Annotated in this window: 15 protein-coding genes and 5 pseudogenes; 12 read left to right on the top strand and 8 right to left on the bottom strand. The window is 69.9% G+C overall.

Annotated features, from left to right (window positions below; all coding sequences use genetic code 11):
* Positions 1–185: 185 nt before the first annotated feature.
* The 6 genes from EDD30_RS34385 (at position 186) to EDD30_RS34360 (ending at position 6,448) form a co-directional block, all read left to right on the top strand.
* The gene (locus EDD30_RS34385; protein ID WP_170208301.1) at positions 186–770 is read left to right on the top strand and encodes a peptidoglycan-binding domain-containing protein; all 585 of its coding nucleotides are present in this window, start codon (positions 186–188) and stop codon (positions 768–770) included.
* Positions 771–894: 124 nt separating this feature from the next.
* A complete protein-coding gene (locus EDD30_RS34380) occupies positions 895–1,884 on the top strand; it encodes an ArsR/SmtB family transcription factor (protein WP_071807921.1) in 990 nt (329 codons plus the stop codon).
* Between the two features lie 101 nt (positions 1,885–1,985).
* Positions 1,986–2,435 (top strand): DUF2690 domain-containing protein, encoded by a 450-nt coding sequence (locus EDD30_RS34375; RefSeq protein ID WP_170047510.1) that lies wholly within the window; start codon positions 1,986–1,988, stop codon positions 2,433–2,435.
* Positions 2,436–2,511: 76 nt separating this feature from the next.
* Positions 2,512–3,516 carry an ArsR/SmtB family transcription factor gene (locus EDD30_RS34370; protein WP_244945499.1) on the top strand — a complete coding sequence of 335 codons (1,005 nt, stop codon included), beginning with the start codon at positions 2,512–2,514 and terminating at the stop codon, positions 3,514–3,516.
* 77 nt (positions 3,517–3,593) lie between these two features.
* A complete protein-coding gene (locus EDD30_RS34365; RefSeq protein WP_123678676.1) occupies positions 3,594–5,777 on the top strand; it encodes a glycoside hydrolase domain-containing protein in 2,184 nt (727 codons plus the stop codon).
* Positions 5,778–5,785: 8 nt separating this feature from the next.
* On the top strand, positions 5,786–6,448 hold the full coding sequence (locus EDD30_RS34360; RefSeq protein WP_071807923.1) for a hypothetical protein: 663 nt from the start codon (positions 5,786–5,788) through the stop codon (positions 6,446–6,448).
* A gap of 452 nt (positions 6,449–6,900) precedes the next feature.
* On the opposite strand, the pseudogene EDD30_RS41205 reads toward EDD30_RS34360, so the two are convergent.
* Positions 6,901–7,151, bottom strand: a pseudogene (locus EDD30_RS41205) (IS630 family transposase); the annotation flags it as partial.
* An 88-nt stretch (positions 7,152–7,239) separates the two neighbouring features.
* Here EDD30_RS41205 and EDD30_RS34350 point away from each other — a divergent pair.
* Positions 7,240–8,016 (top strand): annotated as a pseudogene (locus EDD30_RS34350) (IS630 family transposase); the annotation flags it as partial.
* A 582-nt stretch (positions 8,017–8,598) separates the two neighbouring features.
* Here the strand turns inward: EDD30_RS34350 and EDD30_RS34345 are convergent.
* The 3 genes from EDD30_RS34345 to EDD30_RS34335 all read right to left on the bottom strand — a co-directional run bounded on the left by EDD30_RS34345 (position 8,599) and on the right by EDD30_RS34335 (position 10,716).
* Positions 8,599–9,150 (bottom strand): hypothetical protein, encoded by a 552-nt coding sequence (locus EDD30_RS34345; RefSeq protein WP_123678675.1) that lies wholly within the window; start codon positions 9,148–9,150, stop codon positions 8,599–8,601.
* A gap of 869 nt (positions 9,151–10,019) precedes the next feature.
* Entirely contained in the window at positions 10,020–10,313 is a 294-nt protein-coding gene (locus EDD30_RS34340) for a hypothetical protein (RefSeq protein ID WP_071807653.1), read from the bottom strand.
* A gap of 67 nt (positions 10,314–10,380) precedes the next feature.
* Positions 10,381–10,716 carry a hypothetical protein gene (locus tag EDD30_RS34335; protein WP_143162857.1) on the bottom strand — a complete coding sequence of 112 codons (336 nt, stop codon included), beginning with the start codon at positions 10,714–10,716 and terminating at the stop codon, positions 10,381–10,383.
* A 182-nt stretch (positions 10,717–10,898) separates the two neighbouring features.
* On the opposite strand from EDD30_RS34335, the gene EDD30_RS34330 reads away from it, so the two are divergent.
* Positions 10,899–13,007: an ATP-binding protein gene (locus EDD30_RS34330; RefSeq protein ID WP_170208300.1), complete on the top strand. Its 2,109-nt coding sequence runs from the start codon at positions 10,899–10,901 to the stop codon at positions 13,005–13,007.
* Positions 13,008–13,130: 123 nt separating this feature from the next.
* Here the strand turns inward: EDD30_RS34330 and EDD30_RS39565 are convergent, their stop codons facing one another.
* Positions 13,131–13,292: a hypothetical protein gene (locus EDD30_RS39565; RefSeq protein ID WP_170047618.1), complete on the bottom strand. Its 162-nt coding sequence runs from the start codon at positions 13,290–13,292 to the stop codon at positions 13,131–13,133.
* A 344-nt stretch (positions 13,293–13,636) separates the two neighbouring features.
* On the opposite strand from EDD30_RS39565, the gene EDD30_RS34320 reads away from it, so the two are divergent.
* Positions 13,637–14,725, top strand: a complete 1,089-nt coding sequence (locus EDD30_RS34320; protein WP_143162967.1) for a hypothetical protein — start codon at positions 13,637–13,639, stop codon at positions 14,723–14,725.
* Here EDD30_RS34320 and EDD30_RS39560 read toward each other — a convergent pair.
* Positions 14,722–14,928, bottom strand: a pseudogene (locus tag EDD30_RS39560) (nitronate monooxygenase); the annotation flags it as partial. The gene EDD30_RS34320 and the pseudogene EDD30_RS39560 sit on opposite strands and share 4 nt — an antisense overlap.
* Between EDD30_RS39560 and EDD30_RS40125 the strand changes: the two are divergent.
* Positions 14,878–15,522, top strand: a complete 645-nt coding sequence (locus EDD30_RS40125) for a hypothetical protein (protein WP_211353785.1) — start codon at positions 14,878–14,880, stop codon at positions 15,520–15,522. The pseudogene EDD30_RS39560 and the gene EDD30_RS40125 overlap by 51 nt on opposite strands.
* Here EDD30_RS40125 and EDD30_RS40120 read toward each other — a convergent pair.
* A pseudogene (locus EDD30_RS40120) lies at positions 15,492–15,726 on the bottom strand (nitronate monooxygenase); the annotation flags it as partial. The gene EDD30_RS40125 and the pseudogene EDD30_RS40120 overlap by 31 nt on opposite strands.
* 27 nt (positions 15,727–15,753) lie before the next feature.
* Between EDD30_RS40120 and EDD30_RS38560 the strand changes: the two are divergent.
* Positions 15,754–16,020: a hypothetical protein gene (locus EDD30_RS38560; RefSeq protein WP_143162908.1), complete on the top strand. Its 267-nt coding sequence runs from the start codon at positions 15,754–15,756 to the stop codon at positions 16,018–16,020.
* A gap of 284 nt (positions 16,021–16,304) precedes the next feature.
* Positions 16,305–16,349, top strand: a pseudogene (locus EDD30_RS42205) (hypothetical protein); the annotation flags it as partial.
* Between the two features lie 163 nt (positions 16,350–16,512).
* Here the strand turns inward: EDD30_RS42205 and EDD30_RS34300 are convergent.
* Positions 16,513–16,857 carry a cupin domain-containing protein gene (locus EDD30_RS34300; protein ID WP_071808211.1) on the bottom strand — a complete coding sequence of 115 codons (345 nt, stop codon included), beginning with the start codon at positions 16,855–16,857 and terminating at the stop codon, positions 16,513–16,515.
* Positions 16,858–17,000: the final 143 nt, after the last annotated feature.

The raw sequence follows: 17,000 nt of genomic DNA, 5'->3' as shown, positions 1-17,000 counted from the left end.
GACCGAGCAGCCATCATCCCCCGACTTCGCATCGCCTGATGTCGATTCCATGCAGGCTATCAAGGACGGCGCCGCGGGATCACCCGGCGAGTGTTTCGACTCTGCTCGAATGTCCCTGTCGCGGCGGGTTCGCGACACCCAGGCTGGGTGCAGGTATCCGAGCGAATCGAGGGAGGAGAAGACCGTTGCAGCGGATCCTCACCGCGTCGGCGGCCGCCGTGGTCATGGCGCTGGCGGTCGGCGGGCCCGCCACGGCCGGACCGAAGCCCGCGCCGCCGCCCGCGTCCGCCCCGGCGCTTACCACCGGCGCCGACGCGCTCCGCAACCCGTCCCGCGGCTATGTCGACGGCGTCGACGACCAGCGCGATGACTGGGGCGACGAGGCGACCCTGTCCCACCACGGCGCGTACTGGCGCAGCAACTACGCGGCACTCTGGCAGACGATCCTGTGGGCCGACGGCCACATGAACCAGGCCGACATCGATTGCGAGTTCGGCCCGCAGACCGAGGCCAACACGCGTGCCTGGCAGGCCACCTATGGACTGCCCCAGACCGGCAAGGCCGACACCGCCAGCCGAACCTTCGCCGACGACTTCATCGTCCCGGATCCGCTGGGACCGGAGTACTTCCGCTACCTCGGCACCGGCGGACGTTACATCCAGTTCCACCGCTACGGGGGCGGTGTGTCGAACCCCTACCGGTACGACGTGAACTTCTTCGGCGAATGGCGCGGGAGCTGGTACAACAGCGTCTCGTTGTCCCGCTGCTGAACCACGCCTGCGCCGAATGCCGGGCAGCGATCACGGGGGAATCGCTGCCCGGCCGGGCGTGACGATCGAGTGATGTCGATGAGCGGACACCTTCCGGCGATCAGGAGCCGGGACACTGGTGGTCATGGGCACACTGCACATCCACTTCACCGCCGAGGACGTGAGCCGTACCCGGCTGGCCGCCGGACCGGACCCGTTGTGGGAGATCGTCTGCAGCCTGCACCGCCTGCAGACCAGGGGCGGCTATGCCGACTACGCCGACTGGCACCGGCAGGCCCGCATCGACGTGAACCGTGCCGGTCTCACCGAGACGGTCCGCCGGAGGCTGCTGCCGATCGCACCCTTGAGGAGCTACTTTCCGGACTTCCTCACCCCGGGACCGGTCACCGACCCCGGCCACGGCATCGACCTGGTCCTGGCCACCGCACGCCCGCGGCTGCGCGCGGAGATCGGGAGGCTGACCGGGGCTCCCGGCGCCGCCGCCTGGCTCGACGACCTCGCCGCCGGCCGCCCTGCCGCCCTGCACGAGCTCGGCACCGATCTGCGCCGCTACTTCGACACGGCGATCGCTCCGTACTGGCCGGAGGTCAGCGCCGCCGTCTCGGGCGACCGGGCGCTGCGCGGGGCCAAGGTGCTCACCGCCGGCGCCGGGCAGATCCTCGACGATCTCGGGCCGGACACCCGATGGGATCCTCCGGTGCTGTCGATCCACGGCTATCCGAGGGACCGGCACATCGAGCTCGGTGGCCGCGGGATCGTGCTGATCCCCTCGTACTTCTGCTGGCACGCACCCGTCGCGCTGGCCGACCCGGAACTGCCGCCGATACTGGTCTACCCCGCGCGGCGGCACCGCGGCGAGTCACCGCAGGTCCGGCGGCGTGAGCTGGGACCGCTGATCGGCCACACCCGCCTGGCCGTCCTGCGCTCGGCGGTGCCCGGGGCCACGACCAGCGAGCTGGCCCGGCGCGTCGGCATCTCCCTGGGCACCGCCAGCCATCACACCTCGGTCCTGCGCGAATCGGGTCTGATCTCCAGCCAGCGCCACGGAAACCTCATGCTGCACCGGATCACCGAGCTGGGCGACGCCCTGCTGGACGGTACGCCGGGAAGCTGACGCCGGGCGGGCGGCTTTTCGGCGTCGGCTGAAAGGTCTTGTCCGGCGCGGCCGCCGGCGACGATATTGACACCGGCTCTCGACATCCCATGGAGGATCAGATGTTCCGGACCCGAGTGCGACGGTGGTGCGCCTACCTGGCGCTGGCGGCCGTGGCGGCCGTCATGGCGCCCGCGGTGGCCGCACAGCCGGCGCTGGCCCAGTGCTGGGGCTGTGACGGGGTGGACCCGAACACCAACGGCTGCACCCGCCCCACCAGCCCGCGCCACTTCACCACGTCCAAGACGAACTTGTACATCGAGCTGCGCTTCTCCGGCGACTGCGGCGGTGTCTGGACCCGCAGCACCCAGCCGGGCAACGACCGGTACGGCACCGACATCTTCCTGGAGTCCAACGACGGCATGCGGTACAAGCACCGGCTGGGACACAGCTCCCAGGAGTGGACTCCGATGATGCGCTGGACCCGGACGGTGCGCGCCTGTTACGGCTGGGGCTACGAGGGTCCGGATTGGAGCGACTACGACGTCTTCGAATGCACCTCCTGGTGGTGAGGGCGCCCGTCGACAGCGACCGGCCGATATAGTCCCCCACGAATGGGATACGGCCGGGTGTCGACGGGGGGCCGACGTGTTGCGGATCCACTTCACGCCGGAGGACATCGGCCGGGTCCGGATGGCCGACGGCCCGGATCCGATGTGGGAGACGGTGTTCAGCCTGATCCGGCTCCGCCGCCCGGGCCCCGCACCGATCTTCGGACGCGTGCGCCGGCACGCGGCACAGGCCGTCCGGCGCTCGGACCTCGACCTGCTGCTGCCCCTGGTGCCCGGCCCGTACTTCCCGGACTTCCTCACTCCGGCCGAGGGCGCGCTCGGGCTGCCGAGCGCGCTGGAGGCCCTGCTGTCCACTCCGAAGTCCCGGCTCCGCGACGACATGACGGAACTGGCCCGGCTCGGCGGTCCGGCCCCGCCCTGGATGCGCAGCCTCGCCGAGGGTGATCCGCGGACGCTGGAACGCCTGACGGCGGCCATGCGGTCGCAGTACGAGACGGCGGTGGCCCCGTTCTGGGCGGAGGCCCGGGCGCACGTGGCGGCGGAACGGGCCCGGCGCGCCCGGATCCTGCTGGACCGGGGCTGCGAGGGCCTCCTGCAGAGCTACGTCCCGATGATGCGCTGGAAGCCGCCGATCCTCGAGGTGGACGTGCAGGTCGACCGAACGCTGCGACTCGACGGCCGGGGGCTGCTGCTGGTGCCGTCCTACTTTTCCTGGCGGACGCCGGACGTGCTGAGGGACCCGTCGCTACCGCCCGTGCTGGTCTATCCGGTCGAGCACGATCCCACGCTCGGCACGACCCCGTCCGGGGCACCGCGCATGTCCGTGGCGGCGCTGATCGGCCAGACCCGCAGCTCGGTGCTGGAGTCGATCGGCGACGGCAGCACCACCTCGGAGCTGGCCCGCCGGGTCGGCGTGAGTGCGGCCTCCGTCAGCCAGCACACGACCGTCCTGCGCGAGGCCCGCCTCATCCACACCAGCCGGATCGGCAGGGCGGTGCTGCACACCCTCACCCCGCTGGGTGCCGCGCTGCTCGACGGCGCTCCGGGCCGAGCGCCGGACGATCGATTCGGCTACGGCTGAAAAGCCTTACCGTTCCGTCCCGACCGCCCGAATGATCGACCCCGTCCGAGCCCGAGTCGCCGCGAAACGAGGAGCCCATGCCGGTCACCATCCACCGACGCGCGACCTGGGCCGTGCACATCGCCGATCCCACCTGGCGGGCCAGGGCCGCCGCCGCCCCCAGGCCCAGCGCGAATCCGGAGTGGAATCCCGTCGGCGGGGTGTTCATCCACCACCGGGGTCCCGGTCCCGTGATCGGGAACGGCGACTACGACACCGAGGTCGAGTGCCAGATGGACATCGCGGCCGTCTACCTCGACCACGCCCAGGGCACCGAGTTCGAGGGCGACATCGCCTACAACTTCTTCGTCTGCCCGCACGGCAACATCTACGAGGGACGCGGGTACGAGCGCGGCGAGGCGAACTCCCCCGGCTACGTCACGAGAGGCACCGAGAGCATCGGCCGCAACGCCGGGTTCTATTCGATCTGCGCCCTCATGAACAGCAACCACACCGCGCGGGAGCCGCTGCTGCGCGCATACCGGGATCTGATCCGCCACCTGCGGGAGGAGGCTCCCCGGCGGGCCGGAACGATGATCCTGCCGCACAGCCACGAGCACGACACGGAGTGCCCGGGCAATCTCCTGATGTACGCCCGCCAGGGCTCCACCATCGACCCGGCGGCGGCGTGGGCCGGGCCCGGCGACATCTACGTCTTCGCCGCCCAGCGCTGGGTGAACAAGACGTACGCCGGCGTCGCGCCGGGCTACCTGCGCTGCCCCGAGTCCGGGTACACCGGCTGGTCCACGGTGCTGTCGCTGACCCAGGGACTCCAGCACGAACTCGGCATCTCGCCGACCGTGCAGAACTTCGGCTCCGGCACGTTCAACGCCGTCAAGGCCCGCGACAAGCTGCCGTACCAGGAGATTCATCAGCCGAATCTGACCGCCATCTGGAACAGCGCCCTGTGGTGCAAGGGTTACTGGGCCTCACCCAGCCTGACTTCCTGGACCGAGGGGTCCGAGGACTCCTTCAAGGCGCTCTACGCCGACGCGGGCCTGCCGTACGACGACCTGGCGCAGCGGCACCGGGTGTGGCCCCACGTGGCCAGGGCGTTGCTGCGAATGGATCAGTTCCGCCGCGTGCCGGGCGGAGACGCCGAGATCCAGCGCATCCAGCGACGGCTGAACTCCCGCTACGTCGCGGGCATCGGCATTCCCGCGATGATCCTGGTGCCATGCGACGGCGTCTACTCCCGGGACGTCCAGCAGGGATTCATGATGAGCCTGCAATTCGAACTGAAGCTCGACATCAACACCATCAACGGCTACTTCGGACCCGCCACGCAGGCCGCGCTGCGGGAGCGCGCTTCCGGCCCCCTCACCGGCGACCTGCGCTACCTGTTCCGGTCGGCGTGCTACTTCAACTCGCCCACCCGGATGCGCGACGGCCGGGTCCTGGTGCCGCTGAGCTACCTGCCGAGCGACCTCGGCACCGACACCGAGACCGAAACCCATCTGCAGTGGGTCCGCTCCTTCCAGGACTTCACGCAACTCACGATCAACGGCAGCAACGACTACCCCACCTGGGCGCAGCTCCTGGTGTCCTGCGGCGACACGACCCGCCCCGCCACCGGCTGCGACTGCATCACCGAGATCACCGCCGAACGCGGCCGGCAGCTCGTCGCGGCCGGCTACCAGATCGTCGGCCGCTACCTCGACGAGCATCTCGCGCCGGATGACCCGTACTTTCTGAACAAGGCCCTGAAGCCCGGCGAGCCGCAGACCATCCTGGACGCCGGCCTGCGCTTCTTCCCGATCTTCCAGTGGAACGGCACCCAGCTCTTCAACTTCGACTACGGGCGCGGCAACGAACAGGCCCGCAAGGCGCACGAGAAGGCGGTCGGGTTCGGCATCCCGGCGAACACCTGCATCTACTTCGCGGTCGACTACGACGCCATGGACTCCGAGATCGACAGCAACATCAAGCCGTACTTCGAGGGTGTCAAGGCCGGCCTGGCCGCGCTCGGCAACCGCTACACCTTCGGCGTCTACGGCTCCCGCAACGTGTGCATCCGGGTCTCCCGAGAGGTCGGCGCCAGATGGTCGCTGGTCTCCGGCATGTCCTGGGGCTTCTCCGGCAACCTCGGCTTCCCCATGCCGGAGAACTGGTCCTTCAACCAGATCCGCGAGTACGAGTTCCAGCCCGGCTGGGGCCTCGACCACGACGTCTGGCGGTATGCCGCCGATCCCGGCGTGTCCGCCCTCGACACCGGCCAGTGAGGAAACCGATGATCACCCGACGCAGTCTTCTCGGCGCCGCCGCCGGTGCCGGCGTGCTCGCCGTCGTACCCGGCGCCACGGCCCGCGCGCAGGGCCCGGGCCCCGGCCGATGGACCCGGGACACGTCCGCCAACGGCTGGACCGTCGAACCGGGCGCCCTCGCCACGTACCAGATTCAAGGGTCTCGTGCCTCGGTGGTCCTGCGCCAGGGTGCCGCGGCCGCGGTGCTGCTGCACCTCGCCCGCCGCTGGCATTACGAGATCGCCGCCCTCGACACCGGCGAAGGCGGCGGGGTCACCGGCCACACCACCAACCGCACCGTACGGGCCGACTTCGAGTCCAACTATCTGTCCGGCACGGCCCTCGCCCTCCACCCCACCGCCTACCCCCTGGGCGGCAGCGAAGGCCTGTGGCCCCACCAGGAGCAGATCGTGCGCGACATCCTCCTCGACTGCGACGGCACGGTCGCCTGGGGCGCGGATCTGACGCCGGTGAAGGCCTCACACTTCCACCTCGCCGCCCGCCCCGGCGACGAGGCCTTGAAACGCATCGCGGCCCGCCTGGACACCCGCCGGCACGCCGAGTTCCGGACGCAGACCGCCGGCGCCGTCGCCGACCCGGCGACGCCCCACCGCCGCGCCCAAGCCCGGCGCCTGCCCCGCCCCCGCTGACCCGCCCTAGCTGACCCGCCCGCCGGGCCCGAGCCTTCCCCACCCTCGATGACCCACCCGCCGGGCCCGAGCCTGCCCCACCCCTCGCTAGCCCGCCCGAACCGGACGACTGCCCGTTACCTCTTGATCGTCCCCAGCCGGGGACTGCTCCGTCGCCCGGCTCGGTATGACCTGCTGCCCCTGCCGTACGGATGATCCAGGGTGTTGTCGCCGGGCCGGGTGGCGTCGACGGACCGCTGATAGGGACTCGGCCACCCGCTCGGTGGGGGCAGGTCTCTTCGTAAACGTGGCTGCCGGCAGTCGACGCCAGACCGGCGAGCCAGGCTGCTGTCGCGAGGAGGCGATGTGCACGGCGACTATCAGGTGTTCCTGGGGGTCGAGGTCGGCAAGGACGGTCACCAGGCGGTCGCTCTGACCCGTGATGGGCAAGAGGCCGCACGACGCCGCGCTAGTCAACACCGAGCTGCCGGGCGGCCCCAGAGGTGGTGTCGTTCGCTGCGGACGCGTGCGCGTTCGCGGCGTTGAGCGGCGAGGACGTCTGGGTGGCAGGCATTGGTATTGCGCCAGCGTAGGCTGCCCACCTGCGGATTCTCCAGCCCTTGTGGGCGGACAGGTTGTCGACGATGACGTAGATCGGGGCGCCATCTGGCCGCTTCGCGCGGATCGACTTGAGGGCGGCTACATCAGTGTTCGCGGCACCTTCGGCGCACGCCAGGATGATCCTCGATCGCACAGCGAGGGCCTGCGAAGACTTCGCCCGACGCGACCACCGGGTCAACGTCGCGCGTTCCTCATCACCGCGTAACGCCACTCACTGGTCACGCGCGTCGATGGCGGAGAAGTCCGGGCTGTCGAAGTCGACGATCGGCCGGATCTGGCGCGACTTCGGCCTCAAGCCGCACCGGGCTGAGACGTTCAAACTGTCCACCGACCCGCAGTTCATCGAGAAAGTCGTCGACGTCGTCGGCCTCTACCATCATCCGCCCGAACGAGCCGTGGTGCTGTGCGTGGACGAGAAGTCCCAGATCCAGGCCCTCAACCGCTCCCAGCCGGTCCTGCCGATGATGCCCGGCATGCCCGAACGCCGCACCCACGACTACCACCGCAACGGCATCACCAGCCTGTTCGCCGCGTTCGACACCGCCGACGGCACCGTCATCAGCGAACTGCACCGCCAGCACCGCGCGACCGAGTTCAAACAGTTCCTGATCACCATCGACAAGACCGTCCCGGCCGACCTGGACGTGCACCTGATCTGCGACAACTACGGCACCCACAAAACCCCCGCCATCCGGGCCTGGCTGACGAAACATCCCCGCTTCCACATGCACTTCACCCCGACCGGCTCGTCCTGGATCAACCAGGTCGAACGCTGGTTCGGCTTCCTCGCCGACCAGAAGATCCGCCGCGGCACCCACAACAGCGTCCAGGCCCTGGAAGCCGACATCCGGTCCTGGATCGCCGACTGGAACAGCAATCCGCGACCGTTCATCTGGACCAAGACCGCCGAAGAGATCCTCGAATCACTCACCCGATTTTGTAGGCGAATTTCCGGCGCAGCACACTAGCGGCAACAGCGTCTTCAGCTTCAGACCGGCGTGCCGAAGCTCGCGCCCAACCCTCTAACGCCTTCGGTCGTCGTGCACAGAGCGGATTCCTCCGCTCGCGGGCTTGGTTGGCATAAGGTCCATATCGACCTCTCAATGCCACGAGTTGCATTAGATGCGAGAGTGCCTTGCCCGCCGCCTGGTCTGGCCTGCTACGGCCGTCGGGGCGCCGTGAGCCGATCGATGCGGCGGACAGGAACAGCGCGGCCGCGGCCGCACCGACGTCCGCGGAGCGTTCGTGCTCCAGGTAGTCGGCCAGGCCGGTGCGGCCGTCGGCACCGAGGAACACGGTGCGGCTGGTGGCGCCCTTGCCGCGCGGCCGCCGCGCACGCCGCCGAGCTCGGCAAGCACGACCGGTCCGCACCGCCTCACCCGCTCGCGACGGCCTGGCAGGACGTCGTCGCGGCGTTCGAAGCCGCCGCTGTCCAGGCCCCCACCGACCCCAGTCCCCGCAGGCACTGGTCAGCGGTCGATCGATGGCATCGACCGACCGCTTCCGATCAGCGTGGGGTGTACGGTCGGCGCCGTTGAGCGACGACGGGGTCAGGGCTCCCGGTACAGCGCCTGCGACCAGCCGAGATATTCCACACCGGGATAGACGGCACCGCCGGGGTAGTCAACGGTGAGGTACTGGCCGGTCTCGGCGTGCACCAGTCCGTAGTAGGGGCTGCCGCTTTCGCGCCGCCACTCGTAGAGATGGTTGCCGGTAAGGGTGGAGGGTTCCCACTTGAGGACCCCGCCGGGGTGCCGGATGAGGTAGCTGTCCTGTCCGTACTTCGCGCTCACCGCCTCGGACTTGAGGACGAAGAACTGAGGGCTCCAGGATGAGTCCCGGCACACCGTGAACTGCTCGTACCATCCCTTCCCGGTTCGGTTCGCGGTGAGAAAGTCGAACTCAGCCGCCGTCCAGTAGAGGTCGACAGCCGCCGACTTGATGAAGTATTTGGCGCCGCAGGAGAAGGTGCCGGCCTGCGCGGCTGTCGCGGACACCGTCGTGGTGACCACGCCCCCGGTGAGGCCGAGCGTCAGTGCCATCAGCAGCGCACCGAGCCGTCCACGCACACCTCTCGGCGGCAGGTCGCGAAGCTTTGCCATGAGTTGGACTCCTCTTCGAATTCGCTGTGACCTTAAGACTCGCTGGGCGCGGTCCTGGCGTGACGGTGAACATGCGGCGTCCCCGCGGCCGCCGCATGTTCGGGTGTTAGTTATCTTGAGTCGCTCATAGGGTGTCCTGCACGTCTTGCAACTTCACCTCAGCGCCACACCTCGGGGCTCGTTGAACAATTGGAATTGCCCGTATGCAGCTGCACACACACTTGGGTCCAGTAGTAGCGACCTCCGGTCATCTGATACGTGACGGGCCCTTTGTGGCCCAACGAACAGTCCCTTGAGTAATCGACTCTGGCCTGGTTCCAGCTACCGTTCCGCTCCCAGACCTGTAGACGTGTACCGATGCAGTCGCTACGCATAGCGTCGACGTACACATCCGCATAGGCCGTTGTGCCGCCCATGGAGATGCACGGGTGGAGCACAACGCTGGGGTTTTGGTACGCCCAGGCGCGGCAACCGCCACCGGCCGCCATCGCGGCTCGTGGACTGACGAGTAGTGCCGCCACCACGGGCGGCGGCGGACAACGCCGCAACGAGCATGCGATTACGAATCATGAATCTCCCCCGGTTTCGTAGCTGGCTCAGTGGCTGACTCGCAACCTGTTTCCGCAGCCCCCAGGTGGGGCCAGTGGATCCGTCATAGCCATTTGGTGCCCATCTTGTGGTGGGTCGGCCGCTGGTGGGCCTGGCCGGTGACCAGCATGAGCCCCACGTCGTAGTGCGCTGCGCCGCACCGGGTGACCGTCGACCGGCACCGCCAGCGTCGGCAAGCCCACCCCGGCGGTGCCGGACTGCTTCAGTTGTCGATCACCGCCACGCCATGATCCGCGGCCGACCCACTGAGGAAACACGGGCTAGCGTGGATTCAGCACGACCAGGGTGTAGTAGCCGCCCCCCTGCTCGTAGCACTCCCAGTCGTCCCACATGTCGGCCATGACGCCAGCTCCACCCGAGATCGCGCAGGCAAGGAGCGAGTCGTACGTGCCGGCATAGTGCCAGATGTCCGCCAGGGTGCTCGTGCGCTCGGTCGTGGTTCCGGCCACCGCAGCGGGCGCGGCCGGAAGGGCTGCCGCAGCGGGCGCGGCGGCGGCCACGGGTGCGGCGACCAGCGCCACGGTGATCGCTACGGCCGAGAGGATTCTGCGCATTCGGTTCATCAAGTCCGCTCTCCTTGCTCTGTCGTCCGCGGGAACCACGAACGGGGACGGGACCGGGCTAGTTGACGCGCAGCCATCCTGAGCAGCCGTGGCCGGTCTCACAGACCCGAAATTCGGTGATGTCGTCTCCCGCCCACTGATTGCCGCAGCCGCCCGCGGACCCGTTGGGGTCACCCTTGGTCATCGCGCCGCCACGGCTCAACCTGAACTCGCCGTGCACGCCGTTCCCGTCGTCCTCCATGTCGCACACCTCGACCCAGCGCTTGTCGGAGCCGACGGTGGCGTAGTTGGCGCCGTAGCCCTGACGCGTGTCCGCCCACGCTGGCGTGCTGAGCACCATGGCGACGGCCACACCGCCCGCGCCGGCCAGGATCATTCTTGGGGTCTTCAACACGTCGGATTTCCCTCCCTGGTTGCGATCTGCGACGCCGCACCGGCGCCGTCATCGTTCATCCCGGGGGGCCACCCCAGGGCTGTCGACTGCTCCCTGTCTAGCGGCCGACAAGTTGTCTTGCTTCCGACTGCCCTGTTTGGACAATGGAGCAGACAACGGCTAAACAACTCACGGGGGTGGATATGCCGCGGCCCGAGCGCGCGTTAGGTGACACCGGTGACCCGCTCGTCGAGTTCGCGGCCGGTCTGCGAAAGCTGCGGGAGAAGGCGGGGAGTCCGTCGTACCGGTCGCTGGCCGTCCTGGCGAACTTCTCCGCGGCGACGCTCGCGGCGGCCGCGGCCGGGCGTAAGTTGCCGACGCTGCAGGTGACCCGGGCGTATGTCCGGGCGTGCGGTGGTGACGTCGCGGAGTGGGAGGGTCGCTGGCGCGTACTCGCGGGGGCGGACCGTCCCGAGCCGAGTGAGCCCGTCGACGGCTCCCCGCCGTACGTCGGGCTGGCGCCCTTTCAGCAGGGTGACGCCGAGCTCTTCTTCGGGCGGGGGCAGCTCGTCGCTGACCTCGTGCGGCGGGTGTCGCAGCACCGGTTGGTCGTGGTGTTCGGGCCGTCGGGCGTCGGCAAGTCCTCGCTGGTGCGGGCCGGGCTGATGGCGTCCATGTCCCAACCGGCGGTCCTGATGGTCGCGGGCGAGCACCCGCTGACCGATCTCGCGCTGCATCTGGCCGTCCTGGCCCGGGTCCCGGCCGGTGCGCTGCTCGACGACCTGACCAAGGATCCGTCACACGCCGAGCTGGTGGTGCGGCAGGCATTGCTCACGGAGACCGCCGAGTTGCTGCTGGTGGTCGACCAGTTCGAGAACGTGTTCTCGGCCTCCGTACCGGACGGTGAGCGGGCGGCCTTCTTCGCCGCCCTGGTGGCTCTGTGCCGGGCGGACAGCAGGACACGCGTGGTCCTGGCGGTACGCGCCGATCACTACCCGCGGTTCGCGGAGTACCCGGACCTGCTCGCCGCGATGCAGGACGGACAGCTGCTGGTAGGCGGGATGAGCCCGGCCGAGTTGCGCGAGGCCGTCGTGAAACCGGCCGACCGCGTCGGGGCGCGGATCGAGGGCGCCCTGGTATCGACGATCGTGGCCGCGGTAGCGGGCCGGCCCGGAGCGCTTCCGCTGGCCTCGCACGCGTTGCTCGAGGCGTGGCGGCGGCGTCGCGGCACCACGATCACGCTGGACGGTTACCAGGCGGCGGGCGGGGTGGACGGCGCGGTCGCGGCGACCGCCGAGGGCGTCTACCGCGGCCTCGACGACCAGGAGCGCACGGCGGTTCGCCGGCTGCTGCTGCGGATGATCGACCTCGACGACCTGGATGGGGTGCGGGGCCGGCGGGTGCCGCGCTCGCAGATCGACGCGGCGGATCTGGTCGACCGGCTGGTGGATGCGCGGCTACTCACCACCGACCACGGCAGCGTCGAACTGGCGCACGAGTCGCTGATCCGGGCATGGCCGCGGCTGCGACGGTGGGTGGAGCAGGACCGCGCGACGCTGCGCGCGCATCGGCACCTCGCGGACTCCGCGGCCGTTTGGCAGGAACTCGGGTACGACCAGGGCACTCTCTACCGAGGCAACCGGCTGGCGCAGACCCGGCAGTGGACCGCGTCGCCGTCGTGGCGGTCGGCGCTGAGCCCGCTGGAGCGCCGGTTCGTCGACGAGAGCATCCGCCACGACGCGGCCGAGACGTATCGTCAGGGCCGCCACCGGTTGCGCCGGCGCTGGCTGTCGTCGGTTCTAGTCGGCTTGCTGACGCTGGTCACCGTCGCCGGCGGCGCATCGATGATCGACCCTTTGCGCTGCGACCGAGACGCCGTGGGGCTGCTCGACGTGCGGACCGGTCTGCTGGTGGCCGCCGAAGACGGCTACCAGGGGCTGGACGCGGGAGTGTTGCGGGCCAGGACGCGTCCCGACACCTACGGCACCTGGGAGCAGTTCCAGATATGCCGCCTCCCGCGACAGCCGGAGAACTTCCTGCTGAGAGGGTTCGCCGCGAACAAGCGCTTCGTGTCGACGCGGCCGCGATTGCCGGGCGACGCGGCGCTGCGGCTGTCCGCAGCCACCAAGGGTCCGTACGAATGGCTGAAGGCCGTCCCGGCCACCAAGGGCGAGGTCACGCTGTTCTCGATCGGCCGCAACCACTACCTGTCAGCCCGCCGCAACGGCCCGCGCAGATACACCGGCCTACTGGAGGCAACATCCTTGTCAACCGCGGACGCCACGAGCTTCCGCTTCACTCCCCTACCGTGAACGGGGCCTTACTGGCGGCTTCCTGGCGGGAGGATCGACGAGTCCGGCCACGAGGTGGCCAGTACTACTAACGACCTTGTGCACAATTGGGGATGGTCGTGAGCTGCGCCGGTGCGGCCTCGACTACCAGGTCAGGCCGGAGGATCGGTCGGAGACGAGTCCGGCGACGGCGTTGATGGTGTCGGGTAGTAGCTCACGTCGGCCGGTGAAGCGTTGTAGCACGCGCCACCACTTGTGTTCGGCGATGGCGTATTCGACCGGGATACGTGGTGACGACTGTGCCATGCGGGCGATCCGCCACTCGGTCTGACGTTCGGCAAGGGCGTGGGGCCGCGGCTTGAGCGGTGGGGCACGCCGCACAGGCCTCGCCCGGGCGGCCCGCCCGCATCAGCGCGTCGCCCGCCTCCAGAAGCGGATCGGACCGCAGCGGCGGACTGCCCGGGGCATTGACGGCACTCATGGTCGGGATCCTCTCCTGTCTCCAGCGATCATGACCGTACTGGTGCCGTCAAACGCCGCGGTTCCCGAGGTGCGGCCCGGGTTCTGCCGGCGCATCCGGCACCGGTGAACCGGGTGCGTGCCACCCTTGACGCCCCTCCGTACCCTGCCGCAAACCAAGGGGGACAATGATGAACAACGATCAGCAGGTACATACTTCAGGGGCCGGCGGAGCCGGTAGCCGGCGCCGCAGAGCCGTGCTCGTCGCGGCGGTGGCCGCGCTGCTCGCGGCCGGCGCCGCCGCCTGCGGCACACCGGACCGTCCCGCCGCCGTGCCGGCCACCGACCGCCCGTCCACGGCCGCGTCGCCCGTGGCGACGCCGACCGTGCAGCCGCCGCGCCTGGACGTGCGCAAATTCGGTCAGCTGCACACCACTGACGGCCGCACCCTTCCCCTCACCGGGATCGGCGGGTCCGAGCGGGTGACCCGGACACCGGCCGGCTGGCTCTTTGCCGGCACGAAAGGCGACACGCTTCTGCTGCGGCCGGACGGCACCGTCCTCGAGCTCCATCTGCCGGAAGAGGTGGCCGTCTCGGCGGACGGGCAGTCGGTGGCCTGGACGGCTGCCGGCAAGGTCACGGTCGCCCGTCTCACGACGGGCGGGCTGCGGGACCGGGTCAGCACCCCGGTGCCGGCGAAGACCAGGGCGGTGACCTGGATCGGGCACCGCGTCGTACTGGCGCAGGCCTACGCGCCGTGGTGCTGCGGTAGTGACCACCTTCAACACGACGTCTGGGACCCGGCGAAGGGCCCGTTCGTGGCGCGCTGGACCCGCGGCATCGCCCCGGTCTACGGCCCCCTGCCCGATGGTGCCGCCGGAGCCGGCCTGGTGCAGAAGAACAGCAAGGAAGAGTTCGGAGCCGGCTGCCTGGCCCGCCTGGACGGGGTGCGCGATATGTCCGTGACCAAACGGACCTGCCTGCCCGGTCTGACCTGGACCTCGAACTGGGGGTTGTCGTCGCCGACGGGCCGGCACCTCGCCGAGGCCGGCGACGACGAGTCGATCGTCCTGGCGGATCTCGCCGGTCACAAAATGGTGGGCAACTGTCCGGCCAGCCAACCACTGGCGTGGGAGGACGACACCAACCTGCTGGCCGAGACGGCAGAGGGGAAGCTGGTCCGCTGCACCGTGGGCAAATCCGGTGCGGATGCGGTGCCCGATGTGGTGCTGGATGCGGCAAGCGACCAGGCGCTGGTTCCCCGAATCGGCGTGGTCTAGCCGAGTTTGCGGAGGCGGTCGAGCGTCTCGTCCGCCTCGGCGACCAGGTCGGCCAGCACCTCGGCGACCGGCCGGACCCGGTTCATCCGGCCCACGATCTGACCTACCGGCATCGGCACGACGCTCGGGTCCCCGGCCGCCATGAGCCGGGAGTGCGCGCCGGCGACCAGCATGTTCTGCAGCGGCAGCGGCAGCGGCAGCGGCAGCGGCAGCGGCAGCGGCAGCGGCAGCGGCACGGCAGCGGCAGCGGCAGCGGCAGCGGCAGCGGCAGCGGCAGCGGCAGCGGCAGCGGCAGCGGCAGCGGCAGCGGCAGCGGCAGCGGCAGCGGCAGCGGCAGCGGCAGCGGCAGCGGCAGCGGCAGCGGCAGCGGCAGCGGCAGCGGCAGCGGCAGCGGCAGCGGCAGCGGCAGCGGCAGCGGCAGCGGCAGCGGCAGCGGCAGCGGCAGCGGCAGCGGCAGCGGCAGCGGCAGCGGCAGCGGCAGCGGCAGCGGCAGCGGCAGCGGCAGCGGCAGCGGCAGCGGCAGCGGCAGCGGCAGCGGCAGCGGCAGCGGCAGCGGCAGCGGCAGCGGCAGCGGCAGCGGCAGCGGCAGCGGCAGCGGCAGCGGCAGCGGCAGCGGCAGCGGCAGCGGCAGCGGCAGCGGCAGCGGCAGCGGCAGCGGCAGCGGCAGCGGCAGCGGCAGCGGCAGCGGCAGCGGCAGCGGCAGCGGCAGCGGCAGCGGCAGCGGCAGCGGCAGCGGCAGCGGCAGCGGCAGCGGCAGCGGCAGCGGCAGCGGCAGCGGCAGCGGCTCCGGCGCCTGAGGCCCGCGGCCCGGTCCAGGCGTCGGTCCAGCGGTTGCGCAGCAGCCGGGCCGGCTTGCCCGAGTAGACGCGGCTGCGGACCGTGTCGCCGGAGCCGGCCCGCAGCAGCGCCTCGCGCAGGGCGGGCGGGCTGCGATACTCCTCGGTGCCGAGCCAGGCCGAGCCCCCCGCGCCGAGGGCCAGCGCGGCGGCGATCTGCCGGCCGTCCGGGGGCGAGGTATCGGTGTTGCCATGCGCAAAGCGGTGCTCGGGCTCGCGTTTGACCACCTCGACGCTCTCGCCGCGGTCAGCTCAGCGCGTTGCGATAACGGCGCGTCGCTCGAGGTCTCGCGCAGTATTGGCTATACGAATAACGGCGTCAGTCTCAATGACTCAGGTAGCGGCCTTGTCGAACTGCAGCATATGAGACTGCCGGTCCAACAATGGCGCGCCGCAGGCCATGGCAGCGAGGTCGTCGTGGACGGCTTGACCCCATGCCTGCCCTGGTTCGGTCGGTAGTGCATGGTCACGGCAGTCCTTATCGGGCGACCCGCGCGACCAACACGCCGTGTAACAGGCGTCAGAGTTGCTCAGCGATCAGTTCACGGATCGCTGAAAGCGTCTGGAACTGGATATCGGGCACGACGCTGGCCTCGGGTTGAGTCGGGCTACCGGGCACTCGTTGATCAACCCGTGCGGCTTACCACAGCATTCAACCGGATCCTTCGCCTTACCGGGGCCACAGTGCAGTCGGATTCCCGCATTCGCCAACCTCGTACGCCGGATGAGAACACGCCGAAGCCATCGTTGCCGCGGTCGAGCTCGGCCTGTCCAACTCCCGCCTCGAAGGCATCAACGCCAAGATCCGGCTGATCCGGCGCCGCGGCTTCGGCTTCGGCTTCCTCGACGCTCTCAAACGCCACAACGCCACCTTCATCTGCCTCCCCCGCCGCCGCGTCGACGTCCTGTTCGCCATGCTCCGCGACAACGCCCTCTACCAGCCCAGGCCTGTCACTGCTGCCGTGACTGCGGCGTAGCCGCCAGCTCGATCACTACAGCCGTGAGGTCGTCAACCGCTCGGGTGGTGTGCTCCTCGCCAGCCCGCCACACCACCGCCTGACCGGCGCGGACGCTTTCCCCATCGCCATCGTCAGCCTGCACGACGCCATGACCTTGCATGACCACCAGGAGTTGGTCCACTGGTGCCGGATGTCGGCCGACCTCCCCACCGGCGGCCACGCGCAGCACAGTGACTCCGACTGCCTCACTGCGAAACACCGCCTGAGCGGTCACACCGACACTGCCGAAGGCCTCCACCGGCCGCCCCGCCAGACCATCGAAAGACAAGATCTCCACGCCGGAACAGTAGATCGCAGATCATCCCGCGCTCACGCCCCATCGACTTGACGGAACCCATAGGCACACCCCCCACCGGGCCCGAGTCTGCCCCACCCCTCGCCGACCCGCCCGGACCCGACACCTGCCCACCCCGCTCCCAG

Origin of the sequence: Couchioplanes caeruleus (assembly GCF_003751945.1) — a bacterium.
In the GTDB taxonomy this organism is placed as follows: domain Bacteria; phylum Actinomycetota; class Actinomycetes; order Mycobacteriales; family Micromonosporaceae; genus Actinoplanes; species Actinoplanes caeruleus.
Note: the sequence above shows the minus strand (reverse complement) of the source record. Positions and strands in the feature narration are given on the sequence as shown.